Below are 21,949 nucleotides of genomic sequence, written 5' to 3' on the forward strand. Positions count from 1 at the left end.
CTTTCCTCCCTCTCGTTGGTCCATTATCCATATTATATATTAAATTTCTGTTTCCATTTCAACAATATTTTGGGTTGTGGTAAAAGGTCTGAAAAATGGCTGCTACAATCAAATTTTTTTACTAATAGTAAAAAAAGCCTTATAGTAAAAAATATTGCTATACCGAATTCATATACGTTTCAAAAGAGGAAAGAACATGAAAGTATTTGAAGGAGTTATTCTCATTCATCGCATAAAGGGCACAGAGGTCGTGCTGCTTGATGACGAACCTGTGTCAAAAATTTTTAGCGTCCTCAATGATAAAGAAGTCATGCTAAAAATAAATGCAGGCCCAGAGCTTTCTTATACATTTGAAGGAATTGCGGAGGTATTTTATTTTGAAGGGATCCAAAAGTCCCATTCCGGAATAAAGTACGTTAACGATTTTTATATCGATGAAGCCGATATGATCGAAATTTTAAAAAAGCATGAAGGCAAGAAAATTGAACTTATGGTGTTGGAGAGGGATTACAGTGGAAATCATTGAGGTTACGAAACAACCCCCTTATGATACTGCTCCGTTAACTTTAGTGATTGGAAAATTTGATGGAGTGCATTTGGGGCATCAAGCTATTTTACAAACGGCTAATGAGGTGAAGGGGGAAGGCGAATCACTAGCAGTGTTTAGCTTTTCAGATCACCCCTTATGGATTCTAAGAAAAGATGCAGAATACCAGCCAAAGCTTACGCCAGGTCAGGAAAAAATGCATATCCTGAAACAGTTTGATGTCAGCAGGTATTATCGGGTCCAATTTACGGAAGAGTATGCAAAAATTACGGCGGGTGAATTCGTTTTAGAGCACCTCTCAAGGTTGAATGTGAAAAGAATTGTCGTCGGAGAAGGCTTCCGTTTTGGCAAGGGAGGAGACGGCTCGGTAGAAGGGCTCATCGAACTTTGCTCGCAAATCGATGTATCGGTCACCGTCGTTCCACTAATGAAAGAACATGGAAGAAAAATCAGCAGCACCCATATTCGTTCTCTCATTAAAGGGGGGAATATGGAGGCCGTGCAGGCACTGCTGGGAAGACCTTATTCCATTACTGGCGAGGTTGTCCATGGCGAGGCCTTAGGGAGAACCCTTGGGTTTCCGACAATCAATTTAGGGGGAATAGAGTCTTATGTGGAACCAAAAACCGGGGTCTATTTAGGGGCTGTGGAAATCCATCACGAGGAAGGCGCAAATGAAATATGGAACGTCTTGATCAGTGCCGGTTACCGTCCTACTGTCAATGGGCAAGGCTATTTGGTTGAAGCTTATTTAATTGATTATGCAGGCGATCTATACGGGAAAACGGTCACCGTTTCCTTCTTGCGGTATATGAGAGGGGAAATCAAATTTACGGGGCTCGACGCACTCATTGAGCAGATGGAAATGGATAAGAAAGAAGCAAAAGCGCTGCTGGGGATGGACTAAATCCCGTCATTTTAAGGGTGTGAAAAAACTTAATTATTTGTTGTAGGAGGGATTCAAATGCTTCACATTGAAATGTGGACTGATTTCGCTTGACCGTTTTGCTATATTGGCAAAAGGCGTCTGGAGGATGCCATTAAACAGGTTGATTACCCAATTGAAGTGACTTACCGATGCTTTGAATTGGATCCGGCAAGCGGAACTGATATTAAAGAAAACATTTATGAATCGTTAGCGAAAAAATTCGGCATGAGCATTGCTCAGGCCAAGGCAAATACCCAGCACATGGTGCAAATGGCGAAGGAAGCTGGCTTGAATTATCAGATGGATACCCTTATCCTGACGAACACCTTCGATGCACATCGTTTAACCATGTTCGCCAAAAAACACGGTTTGATGAAGGAGATGGCGGAGCGCATCTTGCGAGCCCATTTTATTGAATCCAAACATATTGGCCATCATGAAACGTTAGCGGAATTAGCTGCAGAAGTGGGACTAAACAAGGAAGCCGTTGAAAAAATGCTGGCAAGTGATGAGATGGCAGACGAGGTCCGTGCAGATGAGCGGACAGCACAGCAATACCGGATTACTGGTGTCCCATTCTTTCTGATCAATAAAAAGTACGCTCTAACAGGGGCACAGCCTACTGAAGTGTTTGTGCAGGCGTTGAGAAAAGTCATCTCAGAGGAAATCGTCGTATTAAACAACGATGACGGAATGTCCTGTGATGAAAATGGATGCGAAATTCCTAAAAAGTAAGGCGATCGAGAAAGGAATAAACCATATAAAGATAGTATTGATGAAATTTAAAATCGTCCTTTGAAGGACGATTTTTTTTGCAATTATGGACAAGGAATCTTCGCACTTAAGTTTTTTCCTTAGGTGCTTTCTTGTTTTCTAATGAATGTAAAAAAATCTAACCAAATAACGAACATTAATTTGAATTGACATAATAATGTTCGTGTATTATACTCTTACATGTTGGATCGTGAATAATTGATTTTATTCAAGTTAAAAATGAAAACAAACATGAAAATATTAATTTCTTAAATTGCAAGAAAAAATCGTCTTTTTAAAATGATAATTGGTAAAGGGGAATAATGGAATGGATAATGTTTTTGATTATGAAGATATTCAACTAGTCCCAGCAAAGTCTATCGTAAATAGCCGGTCTGAATGTGATACAACGGTTACGTTTGGCGGTCGTACCTTTAGGCTGCCAGTGGTGCCTGCTAATATGCAAACGATTATAGATGAAAAGCTTGCGGTTTACTTGGCAGAGAATAATTATTTCTATATCATGCATCGTTTTCAGCCAGAGAAACGTCTGGATTTTGTCAAAGAGATGATGTCCCGGGGCTTATATAGTTCAATAAGCGTTGGAGTTAAAGAAGAAGAGTATCGGTTTATATTGCAATTGGCCGAGGAACAGCTATCGCCTGAATATATCACCATTGATATTGCCCATGGCCATTCCAATGCAGTGATTAATATGATTCAGCATATAAAGAAACATCTCCCTTCAAGCTTTGTCATTGCTGGAAATGTTGGAACTCCTGAGGCAGTGAGGGAACTGGAGAATGCCGGTGCAGATGCCACAAAGGTAGGTATTGGGCCAGGAAAGGTTTGTATCACGAAAATTAAAACCGGTTTCGGTACGGGCGGATGGCAATTGGCTGCGCTCAGATGGTGTGCAAAAGCTGCCAGCAAACCGATTATTGCGGATGGCGGAATTCGGACACACGGTGATATTGCAAAATCGGTCAGATTTGGAGCAAGCATGGTGATGATTGGGTCGTTGTTTGCGGGCCATGAAGAATCCCCTGGGGAAACCATTGAAAAGGACGGAAAGCTATTTAAAGAATATTTTGGTTCTGCTTCTGAATTCCAAAAAGGGGAAAGAAAGAACGTAGAAGGCAAAAAAATGTATGTGGAATATAAAGGTTCCATCAAGGATACCCTCATTGAAATGGAACAGGATCTTCAGTCCTCTATTTCGTATGCCGGTGGAAACAAGCTGTCGTCAATCCGAAATGTCGACTATGTCATCGTAAAAAATTCCATTTTTAATGGCGATAGAATATACTAAAGTCAAAATATTTAAAAAGGGCCTTCTGGGGTCCTTTTTAAATTTATTAACAATAAGTAAAACATAATATCATTATGTAAACTAGTTTGCATAAAGGAGTGAATGATATGAACTATCGGAGAGCAGCTATGGATGATATCGATCGTTTAATTGATTTGAGGAAACTGCAATTACTTGATGAGGGAATTGAGCCTGCTATTAACATTGACACGGAACTTCATCAGTTTTTTCTCCAAAAACTAGAGGATGGTTCATTAATCCAGTGGGTGGCAGAAGAAAAAGAAGAAATCATTGCATGTGGTGCCGTTATTTTCTATGATTTTCCCCCATCGTACACTAACAAGACTGGAAAAAGGGCTTATATTACCAATATGTATACCCACGAAAATTTCCGGGGTCAAGGAATTGCGACTCATTTGTTAAAAAAATTAGTCGAGGAATCGAAAGAAGCAGGTGTTACAAAAATGTGGCTGGGAGCCTCCAATCTTGGCAGGCCGGTCTATCAAAAGTTTGGTTTTAAAGAAACGGATGAGTACTTAGAATTAAATCTTTAGAATTTATGGAATGAGGTTGTGCAAAAGCGGCATTGGGTTGATGCCGCTTTTGTTACCCTACCGTTTTCGAAGAATCTTAAAACCGTTATTGATCTTTTCAAATCCAATGTTCGGATAATATTCCATGGCGATGGGGGATGCCAGCAAGACAAGCGTCACTTCGTCCCCGATTTCCTGCTGCAAAAGCCGGACCAATTCCTTTCCAATTCCCTTTTTTTGATGGTCTTGATCGACAGCTAAATCTGATAAATAGCAGCAATAGCTATAATCGGTAATCGCTCTGGCGACTCCAATCAGTTTTTCCTGTTCCCATGCTGTAAGCAGGATATCAGCATGGTCAATCATTCGCTGAAGCCTTTGCAAGTCGTCTGTTGGCCGCCGGATGCCTGAGGCGTCAAAAACAGCTGATAGCTGTTCAGCGCTGATGCCCGCATTGAATTGATACGTGATATTGAAGGTTTTTTCCATATGTTCTTCCTCCTTTAAACTAAGTTGTTATTGATTTTAATAGAAAGTTCTTCCATTCGTAAGTGCCAGATTCAAATGTTTTTATGGTACCAATAGATGTTTTTTTATTTTTATAATAAAATAGAGGATATTTTCAAAAAATACTAAATTTATATAGTGAATGAAAAGGGAGGAATGAAAATGACGAAGAAAATAACATTCATTCATTCAGCTAATTTAGCAGAGGTCGATTATGCCTATGCAAGCCGTGTACCATCAGGGATGGAGCTGCTATTTTTCGCCGGATCCTGTCCGCTGGATCAAGACGGCAGGGTGCCAAGTGAAGGGGATTATCGGCTTCAGGCAAAGCTTTGTGTGGAAAATCTTAAATTGGCGTTAAAAGAATCCGGCGCCGCCTTGGAAGATGTGGTATATACGAGAGTTCTGGTCGCAACCCATAATCAAATAGATTTGGTCACCGCATGGGATGCCATTCGGGAAGAGTTTGGTGTCCACGATGTCCCGAGCACCTTATCTGGAGTGACGGTTTTAGGATACAAACATCAATTGGTCGAGCTCGAAGCTGTAGCGGCAGTGGAAGGGCAGGCAAAGGAAAACTAGGTTCCTCCTTAATAGAGAATAAATATTTTTAAAAATTTCTTTCACAAATTTTACCTTCCGGCATATCGTTACTCTTGGGAGAAAAAAATTGGGAAGGAAGAATGCAGCGATGAATAACCATCAAATCACGATTATTAGGAAAGATGAGTCAAAGACTGAAGAAAGCGGCTATAAGATAATCCAAGTGAATGTCTCTGATCCATCTGAGAATCTATTTGCTGTCGTAACGCCTATTAAAAAACAATAAGAAACTAGTTTAAAACCATCTATTTGTCATGATACATAGACAGATGGTTTGTTCAAAAAGGATTACTAGTTTTTTTCAAGAAGATGGCCCGTAAAGGATGTGCTTTCACGGGTTTTTATTGTCCCCAATTTAAATGCACTTATTTGTAGCTCCAAATCCATTTTGATAAAATAAAATCTTGGCAGTAAGGGCTTTCAACTAGCGGGAGTGAGGAAGTAAATGAGAGATATCAGCAAAATTGTCCAAAGAAAGAATTTAACGGAACTGGATGTCCAGCTAGTCCGATATATCATTGATAATATTGACGACGTATTGCATAAGGGAGTACGTACGATCGCGAAAGAAAATTTCACTTCACCGGCAACGGTCATCCGTTTGTCAAAAAAATTAGGCTATAGCGGGTTTGTCGATATGTATTATCAGCTATTGCCTCTGGTCAAAAAGGCGGATTCTTCGCATAACGATGGAATCGAAGATTTTTTTGAGATTAATCAAAAGGATTTTTTGTCCCATAATTCGATGGAAGACATAGAAGCCTTTATAAATAAGGTCCTGAACCTTAAACAACGTTATATATTTATTTATGCCACCGGTTTTTCAGCCATTGCAGCGGAATACTTATATAAAAAATTACTGGTGCTGGGCAGAAAAACGATTTTTGCCAGCGGGACAGATTCCATTGGTGTGTTTGAGAATAATCTTGAAGACATCGGAGCCTTGATCGTCATTTCGAAGTCAGGTGAAACGCAGGTCGTAATCGAGAAATTACTTGCAGCGAAAGAGCATGGGATATTGACTGTATCTTTTACGAAGGAAACAGATAATCGGGTTGCGGAGATTGCCGATTTGAATTTTAGAATTATCGACCATAATAAACTCGATGATCGAAACATGCTGCCGAACCGCTTTTTCCCGAGTCTTCTGCTGATGTTTGAATTTATCTTCAAGCAGTATGTTGAAACATTGAGTTCAATAATAGGCAATAACGAGTGAAACGTGTTTCAATGTGTGAAACACGTTTTTTATCCTTTAGAATGTATCGACTTAAAAGCGGTTACATTGTAAGCTAAACCTGTCGACAAAAACGAATGCATGAGGAGGGAGAGGCAAAATGAAAACGAAGATCATGGATAGCATGCAGCGCTTTTCAAAAGCAATGTTCATTCCAGTCCTTATTTTGCCGATTGCGGGTATTTTAATTGCCTTAGGAAATTTATTAACTAATGTCAAATTATTGGAAGCGGCTCCATTTTTAAATAATCCGATCACCACTGGTTTCGGTACCATCTTAACCGGATCATTGGTTTCCATTCTCGGTAACTTGGGACTCATTTTCTGTGTCGGGATCACGGTCGGTTTGGCGAATAAAGAAAAAGCAGTGGCTGGATTTACAGCATTATTAGGTTATCTAGTGTTTGTCAACGCCATGAACAAATTTATGTCTCTAAACGGGCTTCTGTTTGATGGGGAATCACTTCAGGGGACCGGACAAACCTTGGTGCTGGGTGTACAAATTCTTGATATGGGTGTGTTCCTTGGGTTAATCCTTGGTATTATCACAGCAATGGTTCATAACAAATTTATTGATACAGAATTTAACGGCGCCTTCCAAATATATGGCGGCTCGCGATTTGTCTTTATCGTCCTGATTCCGGTCGTTGTGCTCTTATCGATCGCTCTGACATTTATTTGGCCCATTTTCCAAACTGGTATTAACAAGTTAGGAACTTTGATTAATCACAGCGGCAGCTTCGGTATTTTCCTATATGGAGCATTGGAACGGTTGTTAATTCCAACTGGTCTTCACCATTTAGTCTATACCCCATTCCTTTATACAGAACTGGGCGGTGTGGCTGAAGTGGGCGGTAAAGTTTTTGAAGGGGCAAGAAATATTTATTATGCGGAGATCGCTGATCCATCCGTCAAAGAACTTTCTTCTAGTGTGATTTGGGATGCACGCGGCATTTCCAAAATGTTTGGCCTGCTAGGCGCTTGTTTAGCGATGTACCATACAGCTAAGCCTGAAAACAAAGGCAAGGTAAAAGCCATTTTGATTCCAGCTGCAGTGACTTCCTTTATTGCAGGTGTGACAGAGCCAATTGAATTCTCGTTCATGTTTGTAGCGCCGCTGTTGTTTGTGGTTCATGCAGCGCTGAGCGGTTTAAGCATGGTGACCTTGCATCTTTTGGATGTTCGGGCGATCGGTCCAAATGGCATGATTGACTTCCTGTTGTTCAACCTGCCGCTTGGAATCGAAAAGACGCATTGGCCGATGTACATTTTAACAGGTCTTATCTTCTTCGCTATTTATTATCTAGTCTTCCGCTTTTTGATTGTGAAATTTAATTTTAAAACAGTCGGCAGAGAAGAGGTTGGACAGGAAACAAAATTATATTCGAAGAAAGATTACAAAGAAAAGCAAAGCAAAGGAAAAGCCGGGGCTGCACAGCCGCAGGGAGAAACAGGCATTGCCGGCGTTATTGTCGATGCATTAGGCGGAGCAAACAATATCAATACGGTCACCAATTGTTACACAAGACTTCGGTTAACATTGGATAATCCGAACATGGTGGACGAAGATGTGTTAAAGAAGCAAACCGGTGCAAGCGGTGTCATTATTAAAGATAAAAATGTTCATGTGGTTTACGGCTTACAGGTTACCAATATTCGAAAAGCTGTGGACAGTTACTTGGGATTGGGCACAAACGAATAGCAATGCCGTTAATTTGCATAACAACAAAGAAATGACAGATTACTAGAAGGGAATGGAGAACATGAAAAAATTTTCAGTAGTGATTGCAGGCGGAGGAAGCACGTATACACCAGGGATTGTCATGATGTTATTGGATAACTTAGACCGTTTTCCGCTTCGAAAATTAAAACTATATGATAATAATGGCCCAAGGCAAGCCGTTTTGGGCGAAGCATTGGAAATTGTCATGAAAGAGAAGGCACCAAATATTGAGTTTTCTTTTACTACTGAGCCGAAAGAAGCGTTCACGGATGTAGACTTCTGTTTTGCCCATATCCGCAGTGGAGGATATCCAATGCGTGAACAAGATGAAAAGATACCGTTAAAGCACGGAGTCGTTGGGCAAGAGACATGCGGACCTGGCGGAATCGCATATGGCATGAGAAGCATCTCTGATATGGTTGAACTCATTGACATCATGGAAAAGTATTCACCAGACTGCTGGATGTTGAACTATTCCAATCCTGCAGCCATTGTGGCGGAAGCATGCCGCGTTCTTCGCCCCAATTCAAAGGTATTGAATATTTGTGACATGCCGGTTGGAACGCTGCGCAGAATATCGCATATCATCGGCAAAGAACCAAAGGATTTAGAGGTGCGATATTTCGGGTTAAATCATTTTGGCTGGTGGACAAGCGTAAAAGACAAAGAAGGACATGAATATTTGCCGGAAATTCGTGATTATGTAGCGGAGCATGGCTACTTGACACAAAAAGAGGTTGATACCCAGCATACGGATGCCAGCTGGCAGGAAACACATAAAAAGGCAAAAGATTTGTTAGCAGTAGATCCAAGATTCCTGCCAAATACGTATTTGAAATATTATTTCTACCCTGATTATGCGGTGGAACATTCTAATCCAGAATACACTCGTGCCAATGAAGTCATGAATGGAAGAGAGAAGACCGTTTTCTCAACAGCGAGAACGATTACGGAAAGAGGGACAGCGGAAGGCTGTGAATTTGAAATGGGCGCTCATGCCACCTTTATTGTCGACCTTGCCCGCGCGATTGCTTTTAATACACATGAAAGAATGCTGTTGATTGTGGAAAACAACGGAGCGATTGCCAACTTTGACGATGATGCCATGGTAGAGGTGCCGTGCATCGTCGGAAGTGATGGTCCAGAGCCATTGAGCCAAGGAAAGATTCCTGAATTCCAAAGAGCGTTAATGTACCAGCAGGTAACGGTTGAAAAATTAGTTGTACAGGCGTATATTGAAGGCAGTTACCAAAAATTATGGCAGGCATTAACGCTTTCCAAAACAGTGCCAAGTGCAAAAGTGGCGAAAGAAGTTTTGGATGATCTTATTGCAGCTAATAAAGGCTACTGGCCTGAGTTAAACTAATCTATGGAAAGGAAAAGGCGAAAAAGCGGACTATTTTTCGCCTTTTCCATTGGAGATTACTTGTATTGGAGGAAGTTTCATGTTTAAGAAGCTGTTTGGAAAAAAAGAGATCATCGAGAGCATTGTTTCTCCGATCACCGGGACAGTGGTCCAAATCGAGGATGTGCCAGATCAGGTGTTTAGCCAGAAGATGATTGGCGATGGGCTTGCAATTGATCCTTCTGAGGGAGTGGTTGCTGCTCCTATAGACGGAGAGGTTGTTCAAATTTTTCCTACCTATCATGCTGTTGGAATTCGCAGTAAAAATGGGTTAGAAGTGTTAATACATATCGGCATGGATACTGTTGCGATGGGAGGCGAAGGCTTCGAAGGGCATGTAACTCAAGGTGACCAAGTTAAAGCAGGTGACAAGCTGATCACTTTTAACTTGGATTTGATTAAGGAAAAAGCGGCGAGCACGATTTCACCGGTTGTTATCACCAATTTTGAGGCAGTGGAGTCGTTGGCCAAAAGTGGCAGCAGTTCTGTGGTTCGTGGACAGACGGTTTTGCTGGAGGCAAAGTTAAAGTAGGCAGGTTTAATAGTAGGATTTGACAACATAACAAAAACCAAGCATGTTAGTCTATGCTTGGTTTTTGTTATGTGAAAAATGTGGGTGTCGGGGGATGTGAGGGGGAGCAACTGTCGGATATGCAGGTGTAACTGTGGGATAGGAAGCCGTTACTGTCGGATGAGCAGCTACAACTGTCGGAAAGGGGAGCAACTGTCGGATAAGCAGGTGTAACTGTCGAATAGGAAGCGCTAACTGTCGGATGAGCAGCTACAACTGTCGGAAAGAGGAGCAACTGTCGGATAAGCTGCTACAACTGTCGGATAGCAGCCCCGAACTGTCGGATAGCGAATTCCAACGGTTGGTGATCCCAAAAACGTCCTGTAAACTGAGACTTTTGATGTATTCCAATATGTTGTTAAAGAAGTTATGATAATGCGATGTAAGATTTGAAAAAACACTATTAAGTGGTGTGCGAATTTCTTCATTTTTTCATTTAATTATGGTTTAATTTAGTATCGCGTAAAGAGGGAAGGTAGTCTCAACATGTTTTTTGATTCATTTGTTATGGCATTTTCAATCGCGGGCTTAGACTCCGAAACGTTAAAAAACCTAGGGATTTCTATCGGGATATTGCTTTTGTTTATTCTCTTCAGAAACCTGTTTACCAAGTATGTATTTCAGCTGATTTTAAAATTATCCAGAAAAACGCCAACCGAAATTTTTACACAAATCTTCTTAGGGTTTGAACGGCCATTAGGCTGGGCGTTTATCATTGTCGGTTTATATATTGCAATGGATTATTTTCCGTTTATGGAGCAGCAAAATGCGTTATTTTTAAAATTTTTGCGCTCGATGATCATTGTGTTAATTACATGGGGATTCTTTAACCTGTCCTCTCCTGCTTCAGGCATCATCATCAGCTTGAATCAAAAGCTAAACAACAAGATCGATTTAATACTAATTCCGTTTATTTCCAGAATCATCCGTGTCATCATGATTGCCATCAGCATCAGCATTATTGGGCAGGAATTCAATTATGACGTCAACGGCTTGGTGGCTGGCCTCGGGTTAGGGGGGCTGGCATTTGCATTAGCTGCAAAGGAAGCAGTGGGCAACCTTATTGGCGGTGTCGTCATCGTTACGGAAAAGCCTTTTTCCATCGGGGACTGGATCCTGACACCAAGTGTGGAAGGAACCGTAGAAGATATTAACTTCAGAAGCACAAAAGTCCGGACGTTTAGCCAAGCTTTGGTGACGGTGCCCAATTCTACACTCGCTAATGAGCCGATTACCAACTGGAGCCGGATGGGGAAAAGGCGAATTACGTTTCATTTAGGTTTAAACTATCAAACAACGAAAGAACAAATCCAAAGGGTCGTCAGCCGGATTGAACAGATGTTAGTGACGCATGAAGAGATTCATCCGGATACGATTATGGTTGCCTTCGATCACTATAATGAAAGCAGCCTGGATATTTTGATTTATTTTTTCACAAATTCCACGGTTTGGGCGGAGCATGTAAAAATCAAGCATGATGTCAATTTGAAAATTATGGGAATCTTAGAGGAAGAGGGTGTGGAAGTGGCATTTCCAAGCAGAACCATCTATGTCTCTCCACAAACAAATGAATTATTGGAAACAATGGGTTCTCTGGATTAAGATAAGGGCTACTTAAGACAATTATATGCGTGAAAAAAGGATAGGGGAGCCGAAAACATGGTTCCATCTATCCTTTTTTTTGTTGGTTTTATATTCAACTTGATCAAGCTTGGATGAAACCTTGCTGCAAAGCGTTTTGCAACAAAGTGCTAGGTTTACCAACGCTGTAAATCTGCAAAACATGCATTGCTCTAGTACAGGCAGTGTAGAAAACTCTTCGCAGGCTCTCATCACCGTAAACATCCTTCGCTGCGTTATAAATGATGACGGCATCGAATTCGATACCCTTGGACAAATAGGATGGTATGACAACTACTCCTTGTTCATATTCAATCGAGCTGCTTTTCAAAAGCTTCATTCCATCGATGCTGGACAGGGCTTCATATGCGATTGCACTTTCCTCTGCTGATTTGCATATGATCGCAATGCTGTGATAGCCAAGCCTTTGTAAGTCTGCCACTTTGGAGGCGATACAGCGGTGCAGTTCCGCATGATCAGACAATTGTTTCAGCACAGGCCGCTCGCCCCCGCGTTCAAAAGGGATAATCCTCTCGCCGTTAGACACAAGACTCCGTGTGAATTCAATGATCGGTTTTGTCGATCGGTAGATTCGTGCCAAATTGATCACTTCCGTTTCATCCGGGCCATATAAACTATAAAGTGTCCGGAAATCAACCATTTGGCTGGCGTGGGCAAATATCGCCTGATTAAAATCGCCAAGCACGGTCATTCTTGCCGAAGGAAACAAACGCTTCAAAAACTCGAATTGAAACGGTGAATAATCCTGGGCTTCATCCACTACCAGATGTTTTATCGAACTGTTCGTCTGAAAGCCTTGGATCAGCTCCTTCAAAAGTAAGAACGGAGTCGCATCTTCGTAAAATAGTTTGCCCTCATCTAGCATTTCCAGCGTCACTTTGCAAATATCCGCCCACTCTGAAGGCGGTTCCCCATCTAGCCGCTTGATCCGGTCAGGATCAGTAAAAAGCTGCTGGTACATCCCCTTCAGGTCAACGAAACGAAATGCCCTGATTCTTTTTAGCAGCGGTTTCCATTTCTTGCGGACAATCAATTGGGCAAGCGCCTTTGGCTCGAGTTCATAATCGGCAATCGACTCTTTTGTATAACCTCGCTTTTCCGCTAAGCAGGTATGCGCTTTGTGATACTCCTCGTTAGTAAGCAGCTCGATTTCCTCCTGGACCCACGATTTAGTCCATTCGAGCTTCTCGGCCTCCTTTATTTGCCTTATCAGCCAGTCCTTCAATTTTTCAAGTCTGTTAGGGAAGCGGAGGGAGATATCACTGCTATAAAACCTTTCTGCGATTTGCTGAGCGGATACAATCGGTTTTCCTCTAAAGCTAATGCCCTTGAATAACATTCCAGACGTCTCCAAAGACTTTCTGTACGCATTGATTACCTCGAAAAATTGGGCAGATGCTTTGAAACGAATACTTGCAACTCTTGCCGAACAGGAGGGGGCATTTCCTGCTGTTAAAACATATTCTAGCTGCTCAAAGGGGGTTTCAACTTGAAACTCTTTGCCGAGCCGATGATCCAAGTATTCCTGAAATGTGACTTGCTGCATATTCTCTTCGCCAAGTTCCGGCAGCACGTTGGACACGTAACTATTAAACATCGAATTAGGAGAAAATAGGATAATTTGATCGGCATTCAGACGATCCCGATATTTGTAGAGCAAATAGGCAATCCGCTGCAGGGCAGCTGAGGTCTTGCCGCTGCCAGCTGCACCGTGAACAATGAGCATCCTCCCGCGGTCATGGCGGATTATCCGGTTTTGCTCCTGCTGAATGGTAGCTACAATACTATGCATATGTTTGTCAGTGCCTTTTCCCAGAACCTGCTGTAAAATTTCGTCTCCAATGGTGAGGCTCGTATCGAACATGGATTGGAGAACGCCGCCTCGGATCAGATATTGCCACTTTTTCTCTAAATGGCCTTCGATTATTCCGCCAGGTGTCGCATATTGTGCCGGCCCTGGCTGGTAATCATAATAGATGCTTGAGACTGGTGCCCTCCAGTCATAGACGAGGAAATGATCGCCACTATCATCGGTAAGCGAGGAGATACCAATATAGGCTTGATCCGCGGATGAATTTCCCGCTTCGATAAAATCAATGCGCCCGAAGTAGGGGACTTCTTGCATACGGTGTAGTGTGGATAATCTTTTGGATGCATGTTTATGGGTGGATTGGCTGACGGACAGAGCCTGAGCCTCTTGTCTCAGGCCGATGATGGTCTCAAGATAATCGTCGAAGGTATCGGTATTTACCTTAATTTCATCCCAAAAGTGTTTGCGGATATGGACCACTTCATTTCGGAGCCGGGAAGTTTCTTCCTCCAAACCGCTGATTTGCTCTGCCAGGATCTCCATCACATTGTCTACTCGTTTTTGCTCCAGTTGAAATTCTGCATTCATGGGAAACACTCCTAAAAAATTTTTTTAGGGTTGACGAACGAATAGACTATACTGTATAATTAGAATGAGGAATAATATACATAAATTTTTATACAATGTCTATCTATTTAAATTTACCACAAGATCTCATCTTTTACAATGTATTGGACATGATTTTCATGTCATTCCCCCTAAAAGTGCCTTCTGTTTGTTAAAGTTTTTTCTTGAAAACCCCATCAATAATATAATAATATCTTCATAGTCAATAACTTTGCTGATTTTTCTACAATTAAATTACCCATTAGATCGTAAATAGGGGGTTAATAAATGATATTGGTGAGCGCTTGTTTAGCAGGGCTGCAGGTAAGGTATGACGGCCTGCATTGTTTGCATAATCAACTTCGAAGGCTTGTAGAAGAAAATCAAGCTATAACCATATGTCCAGAATTGCTTGGAGGATTTTCAACGCAAAGGGAACCGGCAGAAATAATAGGCGGGACTGGTGAAGATGTGCTGGTTGGGAAAGCTAAAGTAGTTGATAAATCTGGAAAAGATGTAACCCAAATGTACATAAAAGGAGCCTATGCAACGCTTAAAAAGGCAAAAGAAGTGAATGCAAGTATCGTAGTTTTAAAGGAAAATAGCCCGTCTTGCGGGAGTTCTAACATTTATAACGGCGAATTTAATGGTCAAAAGATAGAGGGGATGGGTGTTACGGCTGCTTTGCTAAAAAGAAATGAAATAAAAGTCATTTCTGAACAACAATTTGCTGAATCCCACCTATAGATCATTCGAGAAGAAAATTGAAATATGCGCATATAAGAGGAGGAAGTGAACAAATCAGTGTCACTTCCTTTTATTGTTGAAAAAGGTAATGGAAGGTATTATGTTCAAACAAAATAAAGGTTCCGAGCGTGATGAAAACAACAGGAACAATCAGTTGGCCGTTGCGTTCTAAAACCTGTGCGATAAACGGCTGCTTCACTAATCGAAGGCCTAAATAACAAAATAACCCGATTAATACTAAAAAGATCCCGATAATTAAAGCGATGTTCCATAGATTATTTTTTAAAAAAAGTGGAATATAAACACCTATATTATCTGCGCCGCTTACAAAGGTGATGGCCGATGTTTTCATGAACCAGGCCAATCCAGTCAGTTTTTCTCTGCTCATTCGGTAAATGGATACTAGCGATTTAATTCCTATAAAAATGGGAATTAATCCGAGTAAACCTATCCATCCTTTAGGAATGATCAATGCCCCAAAAGCCCCAATCACACTTAACAAAAGAAGGAGAATAAATCCGGTATATTGTCCCGCCACGATAAAACGTTTATGTGCCGTTGACTCCGCTTGTGAGAACCAAGCTCCGATATATCTATCTAATTAAGGGGAATAAAGGACAAAACCTCCAGGACCAGTAAGGGCCACGCCGAGGGTAACAGCAATTAAAATAAAGTTATATTCATATCCGCCTTCCGTCAGCCAAAAACCATGTTTGCCATGTACCGTGAAAATGGCGTCAATCATGATCACGATAATCAGAATGGCCCCTAACCAAGTAAGCACACCAGAAGCGAAAAGCAGGCCGCCGACCAGTTCAAATAATCCAGCTATAATCGCGAATGTTTTACCGCCAGTCTCTATGCCAATCGACCCCAAGTATTCGCCAAACTTAACAGGACCTGTTCCGCCGAACCAGCCAAATAATTTTTGCGCTCCATGACCTACGAATGTCAGGCCAACAGCCAGCCGGATAATTAAAAGTCCTACATCAACCATTTCTATCCCTCCTCTAAAGCGCACTTAAAAAACGCACACGGAAAAACAGCCAGAAGAGGTTCTCTTAAGAGACCCCATTCCAGCTGAATTTATTGCTGTTTTACAGCAGCCCTTTTGATGAAGAAGGCCAATAGCAGGGCTAAAGCTGCAATGCCAGTTGCAACAATAAAGGCATCATTGATCCCATCAATGGTAGCCTGCTGCACGGTTTTGCCGTAAATTAAATAAGTGGTAAGCTGGCTGCCGACTGTTCCCGGCAGGTGTGTTAAGGCGGACAGGCCTTGGCTGAGCTGAGAAAAGCTGCTTGCAATAAATGGATTGGAACTCGTGATTACACTTGTATACCCACCGTAATGTACCCCTTGCCTTGTTGTCATGACGGTAACAAGGAGCGCTGTCCCGATGCTGCCCGCAACCTGCCTGGCTGTGTTGGACGCCGCCGTGCCATGGGAGCCAAGGTGACGGGGCAGCTGGTTAAGGCCTTCCGTCATAACGGTCATCATAATAAATGACATTCCAAACATCCTCATCACATATAGAAGCAGGATATGGCTATAGCTGGTGGTCATGGTTAGTCTGGTGAACTCCCATGTTGTGATTGTGGTAATGATGAGGCCGAACACTGCCAGCCATCGCGCACCAATTTTATCAAATAGGGCTCCAGAAATAGGCGACATAATTCCCATGACAATGGCACCTGGAAGCATTAATAGCCCTGACTCCAATGCCGTATACCCGCGAATATTTTGCAAATAGATTGGGAGTAATATCATTGCGCCAAACATGGCCATGTTGACAATCATGCTGATGATGGTGGTTAAAGTAAAAATATCATATTTAAATACACGCAAATCAAGCATGGGCTTATCAGTGGTTAACTCACGTATGACAAATAGCACTAAAGCAATTATTCCTATGGATAAGGATAGGATGACTATTGAACTTGACCAGCCGTCATTGCCAGCTTCACTAAAGCCATATAACAAAAAGCCGAAGCCAATGGTTGAAAATAAAAATCCTGGGAAATCAAATTTGGGGTTGGTCACTTTTGTGACATCCCTCATCCATAAAAAACTAAGGATTAAATCGAGCACCCCAATTGGAATGACAATGTCAAACAATAATCTCCAGGAATAGTGCCCAATCAGCCACCCGGATAGGGTTGGACCGATGGCAGGAGCAAAGATCATGACAATCCCCATAATTCCCATTGCCTTGCCTCGCTTTTCAGGCGGGAACAGGGCAAAAAACACCGTCATCAAAAGGGGCATGATAATTCCGGCACCGCAAGCCTGAATGACCCTGCCAAGCATCAGCATACTAAAGTTAGCTGATAAGGAACAAACAACCGAACCGGCAGTGAATAGAAAAATAGCTGTCAAGAATAGTTTTCTTGTTCCGAATTTTTCAATCAAAAACGCCGTGATCGGGATGGCGATGCCATTCACCAACATATAACCGGTGGAAAGCCACTGAACTGTATTCGCGGAGACACCCAAATCATTCATAATATGCGGGATGGCCACGTTCAACAAGGTTTGATTCAGGATGGCAACGAACGCGCCAAGCATGAGAGCGACTAAAACTTTGCCCGCACCTGAATCATCACCAGCGGTTTCTGGTGCATTCTGCTGTTGGGTTATGCTTTCATCCGTCTGAACATTCCCTTCCACAAATTCCAAGGCTGGTTCAGGAATGGGAGATCCCTTGAGCATGTCATTTACTTCATTCGATAAATCGTGCTGGGCCTGTTCGTCTTGGGTATTCTCGTTTAAAAGGGGCTGCTCAGACTTTTCATCCGTTATTTGAGAAATCGTGGTCTGTTCATTTATATCTTGCTGTGTTTTCTTCTTGGCTTTTGCCATCCTTAGATTGATAATGAGCAGCAACAGAATGCTTACAATTACATAAACCGTGATATACATGGTCATTTTATCACCTACTTACGAATTCGCACGGTTACGTTCATGCCAGGAACTATGGCGATCCCATTATTGTCATCAATCGATATGGTTATAGGGATGACTTGAGTGACTTTGGTGTAGTTTCCTGATGTATTCGAACTGCTGGGCAAGAGAGAAAAGGTACCTGCGGTTGCCAAGCCAATTTGTTCCACTTTTCCTTTTAATGTGTTGTTAGGGAAGGCATCCACATAAATATCGACATCCTGCCCTGGATTGACTTCATTGATATCGGTTTCATCAATATTAGCTGTTACCCATAAAGAATCTAAGTCATATACTTGAGCAAGCGGTGTTCCTGCAGCTACGAAAGAATTTGGAACGGCATTGGTTTGGACGATGGTTCCATCGGCAGGTGCGGTAATATCCATCGTGGCTGGCCTGCCTTCTGCGTCAGTCGTTGCAATTGTTCCAACTGCAGCATCCTTTGAAAATTTGTCACCAACATGGCCATTCCAGTCCGTTAATTTTCCATTTGCAGGTGCAGAGATGGTGACTTGCTGACCGGCAATTTGGGCGTTTTCCGTTGTCAAATAATTCATGTTTTGATTATAGTAGGCGTAAATTCCGAAACCTCCACCAACTAAAATTAGCAAAATAATGATATTTACTAATAATAAACGCTTTGTGCTCATGCTTTTAAGCCCCCAATTTTCTTCATTGTTAACACACGCAATGGTTTAAGTATTTCCATATTTGTCATTCAAATGCATTTATATTGATAGAGAGCTTTTTGTTAACTCGTATTATCATAATTTTTTCTTATGGCATTCAATTGAAATTTAGTCATTTCATTTATCATCCCTTTTATATATAGTGAAAGTACCAAATGGCAAAAAGAAGATGAGGTGTTAAAATATGGATAATAAAATCGATGTCCAAGAACAGTTTGGACGAAGCGCCCAATCCTATGTAGAAAGCAGCCTGCATAAAAAAGGAAAAGATTTGCAATTGTTACTGAGTCTTGCTCAGTTACATGGAACTGAACAAGTGTTAGACGTTGCTACCGGGGGAGGGCATACGGCAAATGCGTTTGCTCCCCATGTTGCAAACGTAACAGCAGTTGACCTGACGGAGGAAATGCTGTTGGCGGCAGAACGGTTTATTAGAGGGAATGGGTATGAAAATGTGGAATTTATCAGGGGAGATGCAGAGAAACTTCCATTTGCAAATCAGTCCTTTGATCTTGTCGCATGCAGGATTGCCCCACATCACTTTCCAAATGTGGAGTCTTTTGTTTCTGAAGTATTCCGTGTCTTAAAACCAAACGGGATGTTTCTTCTCGACGATAATGTCGCCCCGGAAGAGGACGAATTGGATCTTTTTTATAATCAAATTGAAAAACTAAGGGATTACAGTCATTTTCGTGCTTGGAAAAAAACAGAATGGATCCGAATGCTGGAGTTAGCAGGCTTTACCATCCATCAGTTTCATCATTTTGAAAAAACGTTTCAATTTGCCTCATGGTGCCAAAGGATGAGCCTTTCAAATGAGGTTCAACAGCATTTGGCAACGATCATCAAACAGGCTCCTCCAAAAGTGAAAGAAAAATTCCGCATCAGGATTGATGGGGAAGAAGTAGTGTCTTTTGCTGGCGAAGCCATGGTGCTGAGTGCAGCAAAATAAGAGAATTGTAGTCTGATAATAGGAAGATCATCGGGAAGGATGGTCTTTTTTTTGTTTGAAAATAGTTGTCTTATTTTGGAAATTTATTCACTTCGTAGGCAGCGCGTATGCCTGATTCAATCGCCCCTTGCATCCAGCCGTGTGTCAGTGTTGTGTGTTCACCTGCAAAGAACACTCTTCCTTCTGGCAAAGTAATATAAGGAAACAGCTCACTTTCCTGTCCCGGTTCAAAAGCTACGACAGCTCCAGTGGCGAAGGGATCATCGACCCAGCTATAGGAAGTCCCTGTAACAAACTCATAGTAAACTTGATCACCAAAGATTTCTGCCAAGTTTTTCAAGGCAAATTGAATGCGATACTCGTTCGATAATCCATTCCACGTCATGGCTTCGTCTGCCCAAGTATAACTTGCCAAAACAACGGCAGGCTGATTGGTGCCAATCCCCTGGCTGGGGTAAAATGTGAAGCGGATTGGCAAATCTGTAATCGATTTGCCCCCATACTGCCCAAACCGTTCCCAAAACCTGTTTTTAAATTCCAGCCCGACTTTGGTAGCTGCCATATAGTTGATTTCACGAATGGCTCTCCGCTTATAATATGAGAAGGAAGCGAAGGGTTCGATCGTTACAAATCGCAGCACGGAAAAGGGGATCGTTATAATCGCCACATCACTGGTAATCGTCGAATTTTGCGAGGATAGCAGATCAGCAGATTGAATGGTGACAAGATGTTGAGATTGAGAAATTTTCAGCATTCTTTGGTTGAAATGAATATTTTCCTGCAGTTGTGGCAGAAATGCCTGCGGGAGCAAATCCATACCGCCGGTAATTTCGTAATATCGATTGGTTGCGAAGCTCGAAACCTCGCGCAGCACTTCAAGAAAGGACATCCCCATATAGGCCTCGTAGTCAAGGAGGACTCCGATCATATCAACCGCACCCTCCGAAAAGGTTGTGCCATATTGGTAATGGTAAGAGTTTAAAAAGGAACCAAGTGAATAGTCCTTAAATTCTCTTTCGACATAAGCCCAATTTAGGGAAGGGTCTTTGTTAATGAAATCAATAATGGGCTTTAACGCTCCATTGAACAGTTCTTCTGCGCTTTTGCCTCTTTCAAGCGGATGAACCGGAAAGCGCAGGATGGATGGATCATGTTCAAACCTATCAAGGCGGGTTTTGATGCCATTGACGTAAAGAATATCTGCAGGTGTCCGGTTAATAAAGCGATTTAGAGGCAATCCGAATTTTTTTACATATTCTAGGGTCAACACATGGGTGTCAGGTATTCTCATGGGGCCTGCATTTAAATAGAGCCCGTCGCTAAAAGGGGCACGTATCGTATAGATCCGGCCGCCAACCCTATTTTTTGCTTCCAGGACGGCAACGCTGTGGCCTGCTTCCTTCAACAATGAGGCCGCAACAAGTCCTGATATTCCGGCACCTGCAATGGTAATCCTCTTGGGTACTTGCGTTTTATTCAACCCGTTTTGAATAATGCTGATCATTTGTTGAGTCGTTAAGGCAGGCATTTTATCGCCCCTATTGGAAAAGGTTAATAAATTGTATGCATGTCTATGGCTGCCTAAGCAAGAACGCCGGGCTTATATGAAAATGGTAAATTAGAACTGCGAAAAGAAATTTATAAAGGAACCGGATGAAAGCCTGTTTTTAGTAAAAAAGGAAAAAACGGTCATTCAATGCCAGGATGAAGGCCTGTTTTTTAGACGGAAAGAAGAAAATGGTCATTCAAACATGAGATGAAGGCCTGTTTTTAGAAAAAAGGAAAAAAACGGTCAATCAAGGCAGAGATGAACTCACGTTATTTAGAAGGAAAGGCCCAAGGCGCAAAAAAACCGGTGGAACCGTTAAGAAGTGTCGTCATGAAAGGCCCAAGGCGCCAAAAAGCCAGTGGGACCGGTAAAAAATGTCGTCATGAAGAAAACGGTCATTCATACCAAAGTAAAATGTTTGATGGCGCAACCTTTAGGTGAAGGGCACGACAACACCATTTATGAGCTCTCTGGCAAGCTATTGAGTCAAGAAGAATTGGCGGCTGCAGTTGGCACTGTATTGGGCAAAGAGGTACAGTTGCAGCAAGCAGATGATGATTCCTATGCTGACATCATGAAAGGCGCTGGCCTACCGGATTTCCTCATCTCCATGTTAGTTGAAATTCAAAAAGGGATTCGCGAAGGCACGTTAGAAGTGGAGAGCAATGATTTTGAAAAACTTCTTGGACGTCCTGTTACACCAATCACAGAAGCACTGACTTCTATTGTTAACGGAATCTCTCAAACTAACGAATGATAGCAAAACAACAGCAAAGGGAAATGATGAAATTTTTCTGCATGAATATAGGGTCTCTTTAGGAATCCCAATGGAAATGCTAGAGTGGCAGTAATTTATCATCTAATAAGTTCATGGCCAAATCTTATAAGGATTT

The 21,949-nt window shown here is 42.0% G+C and carries 21 protein-coding genes and 1 pseudogene; 15 read left to right on the forward strand and 7 right to left on the reverse strand.

Features of this window, described 5'->3' with window-relative positions; translation table 11 throughout:
* Positions 1-196 precede the first annotated feature (196 nt).
* From NFS43_RS10410 to NFS43_RS10430, 5 genes are all read left to right on the forward strand, one after another.
* Positions 197-526, forward strand: a complete 330-nt coding sequence (locus NFS43_RS10410; protein ID WP_251551601.1) for a hypothetical protein — start codon at positions 197-199, stop codon at positions 524-526.
* Positions 513-1,454 (forward strand): bifunctional riboflavin kinase/FAD synthetase, encoded by a 942-nt coding sequence (locus NFS43_RS10415; protein ID WP_251551602.1) that lies wholly within the window; start codon positions 513-515, stop codon positions 1,452-1,454. Before NFS43_RS10410 ends, NFS43_RS10415 begins: the two co-directional genes overlap by 14 nt.
* Before the next feature lie 105 nt (positions 1,455-1,559).
* Positions 1,560-2,210 (forward strand): DsbA family oxidoreductase, encoded by a 651-nt coding sequence (locus NFS43_RS10420; RefSeq protein WP_277613933.1) that lies wholly within the window; start codon positions 1,560-1,562, stop codon positions 2,208-2,210.
* 346 nt (positions 2,211-2,556) lie between these two features.
* Positions 2,557-3,540, forward strand: coding sequence for a GMP reductase (guaC, locus tag NFS43_RS10425; protein WP_251551603.1), 984 nt, complete (start codon positions 2,557-2,559; stop codon positions 3,538-3,540).
* Positions 3,541-3,647: 107 nt separating this feature from the next.
* Complete coding sequence (locus tag NFS43_RS10430) at positions 3,648-4,094, forward strand: GNAT family N-acetyltransferase (protein ID WP_251551604.1); 447 nt, start codon at positions 3,648-3,650, stop codon at positions 4,092-4,094.
* Between the two features lie 57 nt (positions 4,095-4,151).
* Here NFS43_RS10430 and NFS43_RS10435 read toward each other — a convergent pair whose 3' ends face one another.
* Entirely contained in the window at positions 4,152-4,562 is a 411-nt protein-coding gene (locus NFS43_RS10435) for a GNAT family N-acetyltransferase (protein ID WP_251551605.1), read from the reverse strand.
* A gap of 180 nt (positions 4,563-4,742) precedes the next feature.
* Here NFS43_RS10435 and NFS43_RS10440 point away from each other — a divergent pair, with 180 nt between their 5' ends.
* The 7 genes from NFS43_RS10440 to NFS43_RS10470 all read left to right on the forward strand — a co-directional run bounded on the left by NFS43_RS10440 (position 4,743) and on the right by NFS43_RS10470 (position 11,721).
* On the forward strand, positions 4,743-5,162 hold the full coding sequence (locus NFS43_RS10440; RefSeq protein WP_251551606.1) for a RidA family protein: 420 nt from the start codon (positions 4,743-4,745) through the stop codon (positions 5,160-5,162).
* Positions 5,163-5,250: 88 nt separating this feature from the next.
* On the forward strand, positions 5,251-5,409 hold the full coding sequence (locus tag NFS43_RS10445) for a hypothetical protein (RefSeq protein WP_251551607.1): 159 nt from the start codon (positions 5,251-5,253) through the stop codon (positions 5,407-5,409).
* A 219-nt stretch (positions 5,410-5,628) separates the two neighbouring features.
* Positions 5,629-6,402, forward strand: coding sequence for a MurR/RpiR family transcriptional regulator (locus tag NFS43_RS10450; protein ID WP_251551608.1), 774 nt, complete (start codon positions 5,629-5,631; stop codon positions 6,400-6,402).
* Positions 6,403-6,520: 118 nt separating this feature from the next.
* The gene (locus NFS43_RS10455) at positions 6,521-8,122 is read left to right on the forward strand and encodes a PTS transporter subunit EIIC (protein WP_251551609.1); all 1,602 of its coding nucleotides are present in this window, start codon (positions 6,521-6,523) and stop codon (positions 8,120-8,122) included.
* A gap of 61 nt (positions 8,123-8,183) precedes the next feature.
* The gene (locus NFS43_RS10460; RefSeq protein WP_251551610.1) at positions 8,184-9,509 is read left to right on the forward strand and encodes a 6-phospho-alpha-glucosidase; all 1,326 of its coding nucleotides are present in this window, start codon (positions 8,184-8,186) and stop codon (positions 9,507-9,509) included.
* 79 nt (positions 9,510-9,588) lie between these two features.
* Positions 9,589-10,080: a PTS sugar transporter subunit IIA gene (locus NFS43_RS10465; protein ID WP_251551611.1), complete on the forward strand. Its 492-nt coding sequence runs from the start codon at positions 9,589-9,591 to the stop codon at positions 10,078-10,080.
* Positions 10,081-10,626: 546 nt separating this feature from the next.
* Positions 10,627-11,721, forward strand: coding sequence for a mechanosensitive ion channel family protein (locus NFS43_RS10470; RefSeq protein ID WP_251551612.1), 1,095 nt, complete (start codon positions 10,627-10,629; stop codon positions 11,719-11,721).
* Between the two features lie 103 nt (positions 11,722-11,824).
* Here the strand turns inward: NFS43_RS10470 and helD are convergent, their stop codons facing one another.
* Complete coding sequence (helD, locus tag NFS43_RS10475) at positions 11,825-14,158, reverse strand: RNA polymerase recycling motor HelD (RefSeq protein WP_251551613.1); 2,334 nt, start codon at positions 14,156-14,158, stop codon at positions 11,825-11,827.
* A 306-nt stretch (positions 14,159-14,464) separates the two neighbouring features.
* Here helD and NFS43_RS10480 point away from each other — a divergent pair, with 306 nt between their 5' ends.
* Positions 14,465-14,923 carry a 2-thiouracil desulfurase family protein gene (locus tag NFS43_RS10480; protein ID WP_251551614.1) on the forward strand — a complete coding sequence of 153 codons (459 nt, stop codon included), beginning with the start codon at positions 14,465-14,467 and terminating at the stop codon, positions 14,921-14,923.
* A gap of 70 nt (positions 14,924-14,993) precedes the next feature.
* On the opposite strand, the gene NFS43_RS10485 is transcribed toward NFS43_RS10480, so the two are convergent.
* From NFS43_RS10485 to NFS43_RS10500, 4 genes are all read right to left on the reverse strand, one after another.
* Complete coding sequence (locus tag NFS43_RS10485; protein WP_277613934.1) at positions 14,994-15,512, reverse strand: cadmium resistance transporter; 519 nt, start codon at positions 15,510-15,512, stop codon at positions 14,994-14,996.
* Between the two features lie 12 nt (positions 15,513-15,524).
* On the reverse strand, positions 15,525-15,920 hold the full coding sequence (locus NFS43_RS10490; RefSeq protein WP_251551616.1) for a DoxX family protein: 396 nt from the start codon (positions 15,918-15,920) through the stop codon (positions 15,525-15,527).
* 89 nt (positions 15,921-16,009) lie between these two features.
* The gene (locus NFS43_RS10495; RefSeq protein WP_251551617.1) at positions 16,010-17,851 is read right to left on the reverse strand and encodes a DHA2 family efflux MFS transporter permease subunit; all 1,842 of its coding nucleotides are present in this window, start codon (positions 17,849-17,851) and stop codon (positions 16,010-16,012) included.
* Between the two features lie 8 nt (positions 17,852-17,859).
* Positions 17,860-18,516 (reverse strand): HlyD family secretion protein, encoded by a 657-nt coding sequence (locus NFS43_RS10500; protein ID WP_251551618.1) that lies wholly within the window; start codon positions 18,514-18,516, stop codon positions 17,860-17,862.
* A 223-nt stretch (positions 18,517-18,739) separates the two neighbouring features.
* On the opposite strand from NFS43_RS10500, the gene NFS43_RS10505 reads away from it, so the two are divergent.
* Positions 18,740-19,507, forward strand: coding sequence for a class I SAM-dependent methyltransferase (locus NFS43_RS10505; protein ID WP_251551619.1), 768 nt, complete (start codon positions 18,740-18,742; stop codon positions 19,505-19,507).
* Positions 19,508-19,577: 70 nt separating this feature from the next.
* Here NFS43_RS10505 and NFS43_RS10510 read toward each other — a convergent pair whose 3' ends face one another.
* Complete coding sequence (locus NFS43_RS10510; RefSeq protein ID WP_251551620.1) at positions 19,578-21,035, reverse strand: flavin monoamine oxidase family protein; 1,458 nt, start codon at positions 21,033-21,035, stop codon at positions 19,578-19,580.
* A gap of 457 nt (positions 21,036-21,492) precedes the next feature.
* Here NFS43_RS10510 and NFS43_RS10515 point away from each other — a divergent pair.
* A pseudogene (locus tag NFS43_RS10515) lies at positions 21,493-21,813 on the forward strand (SDR family NAD(P)-dependent oxidoreductase); the annotation flags it as partial.
* Positions 21,814-21,949: the final 136 nt, after the last annotated feature.

The organism is Neobacillus muris, assembly GCF_943193175.1.
Classification (GTDB): Bacteria; Bacillota; Bacilli; order Bacillales; family Cytobacillaceae; genus Neobacillus; species Neobacillus muris.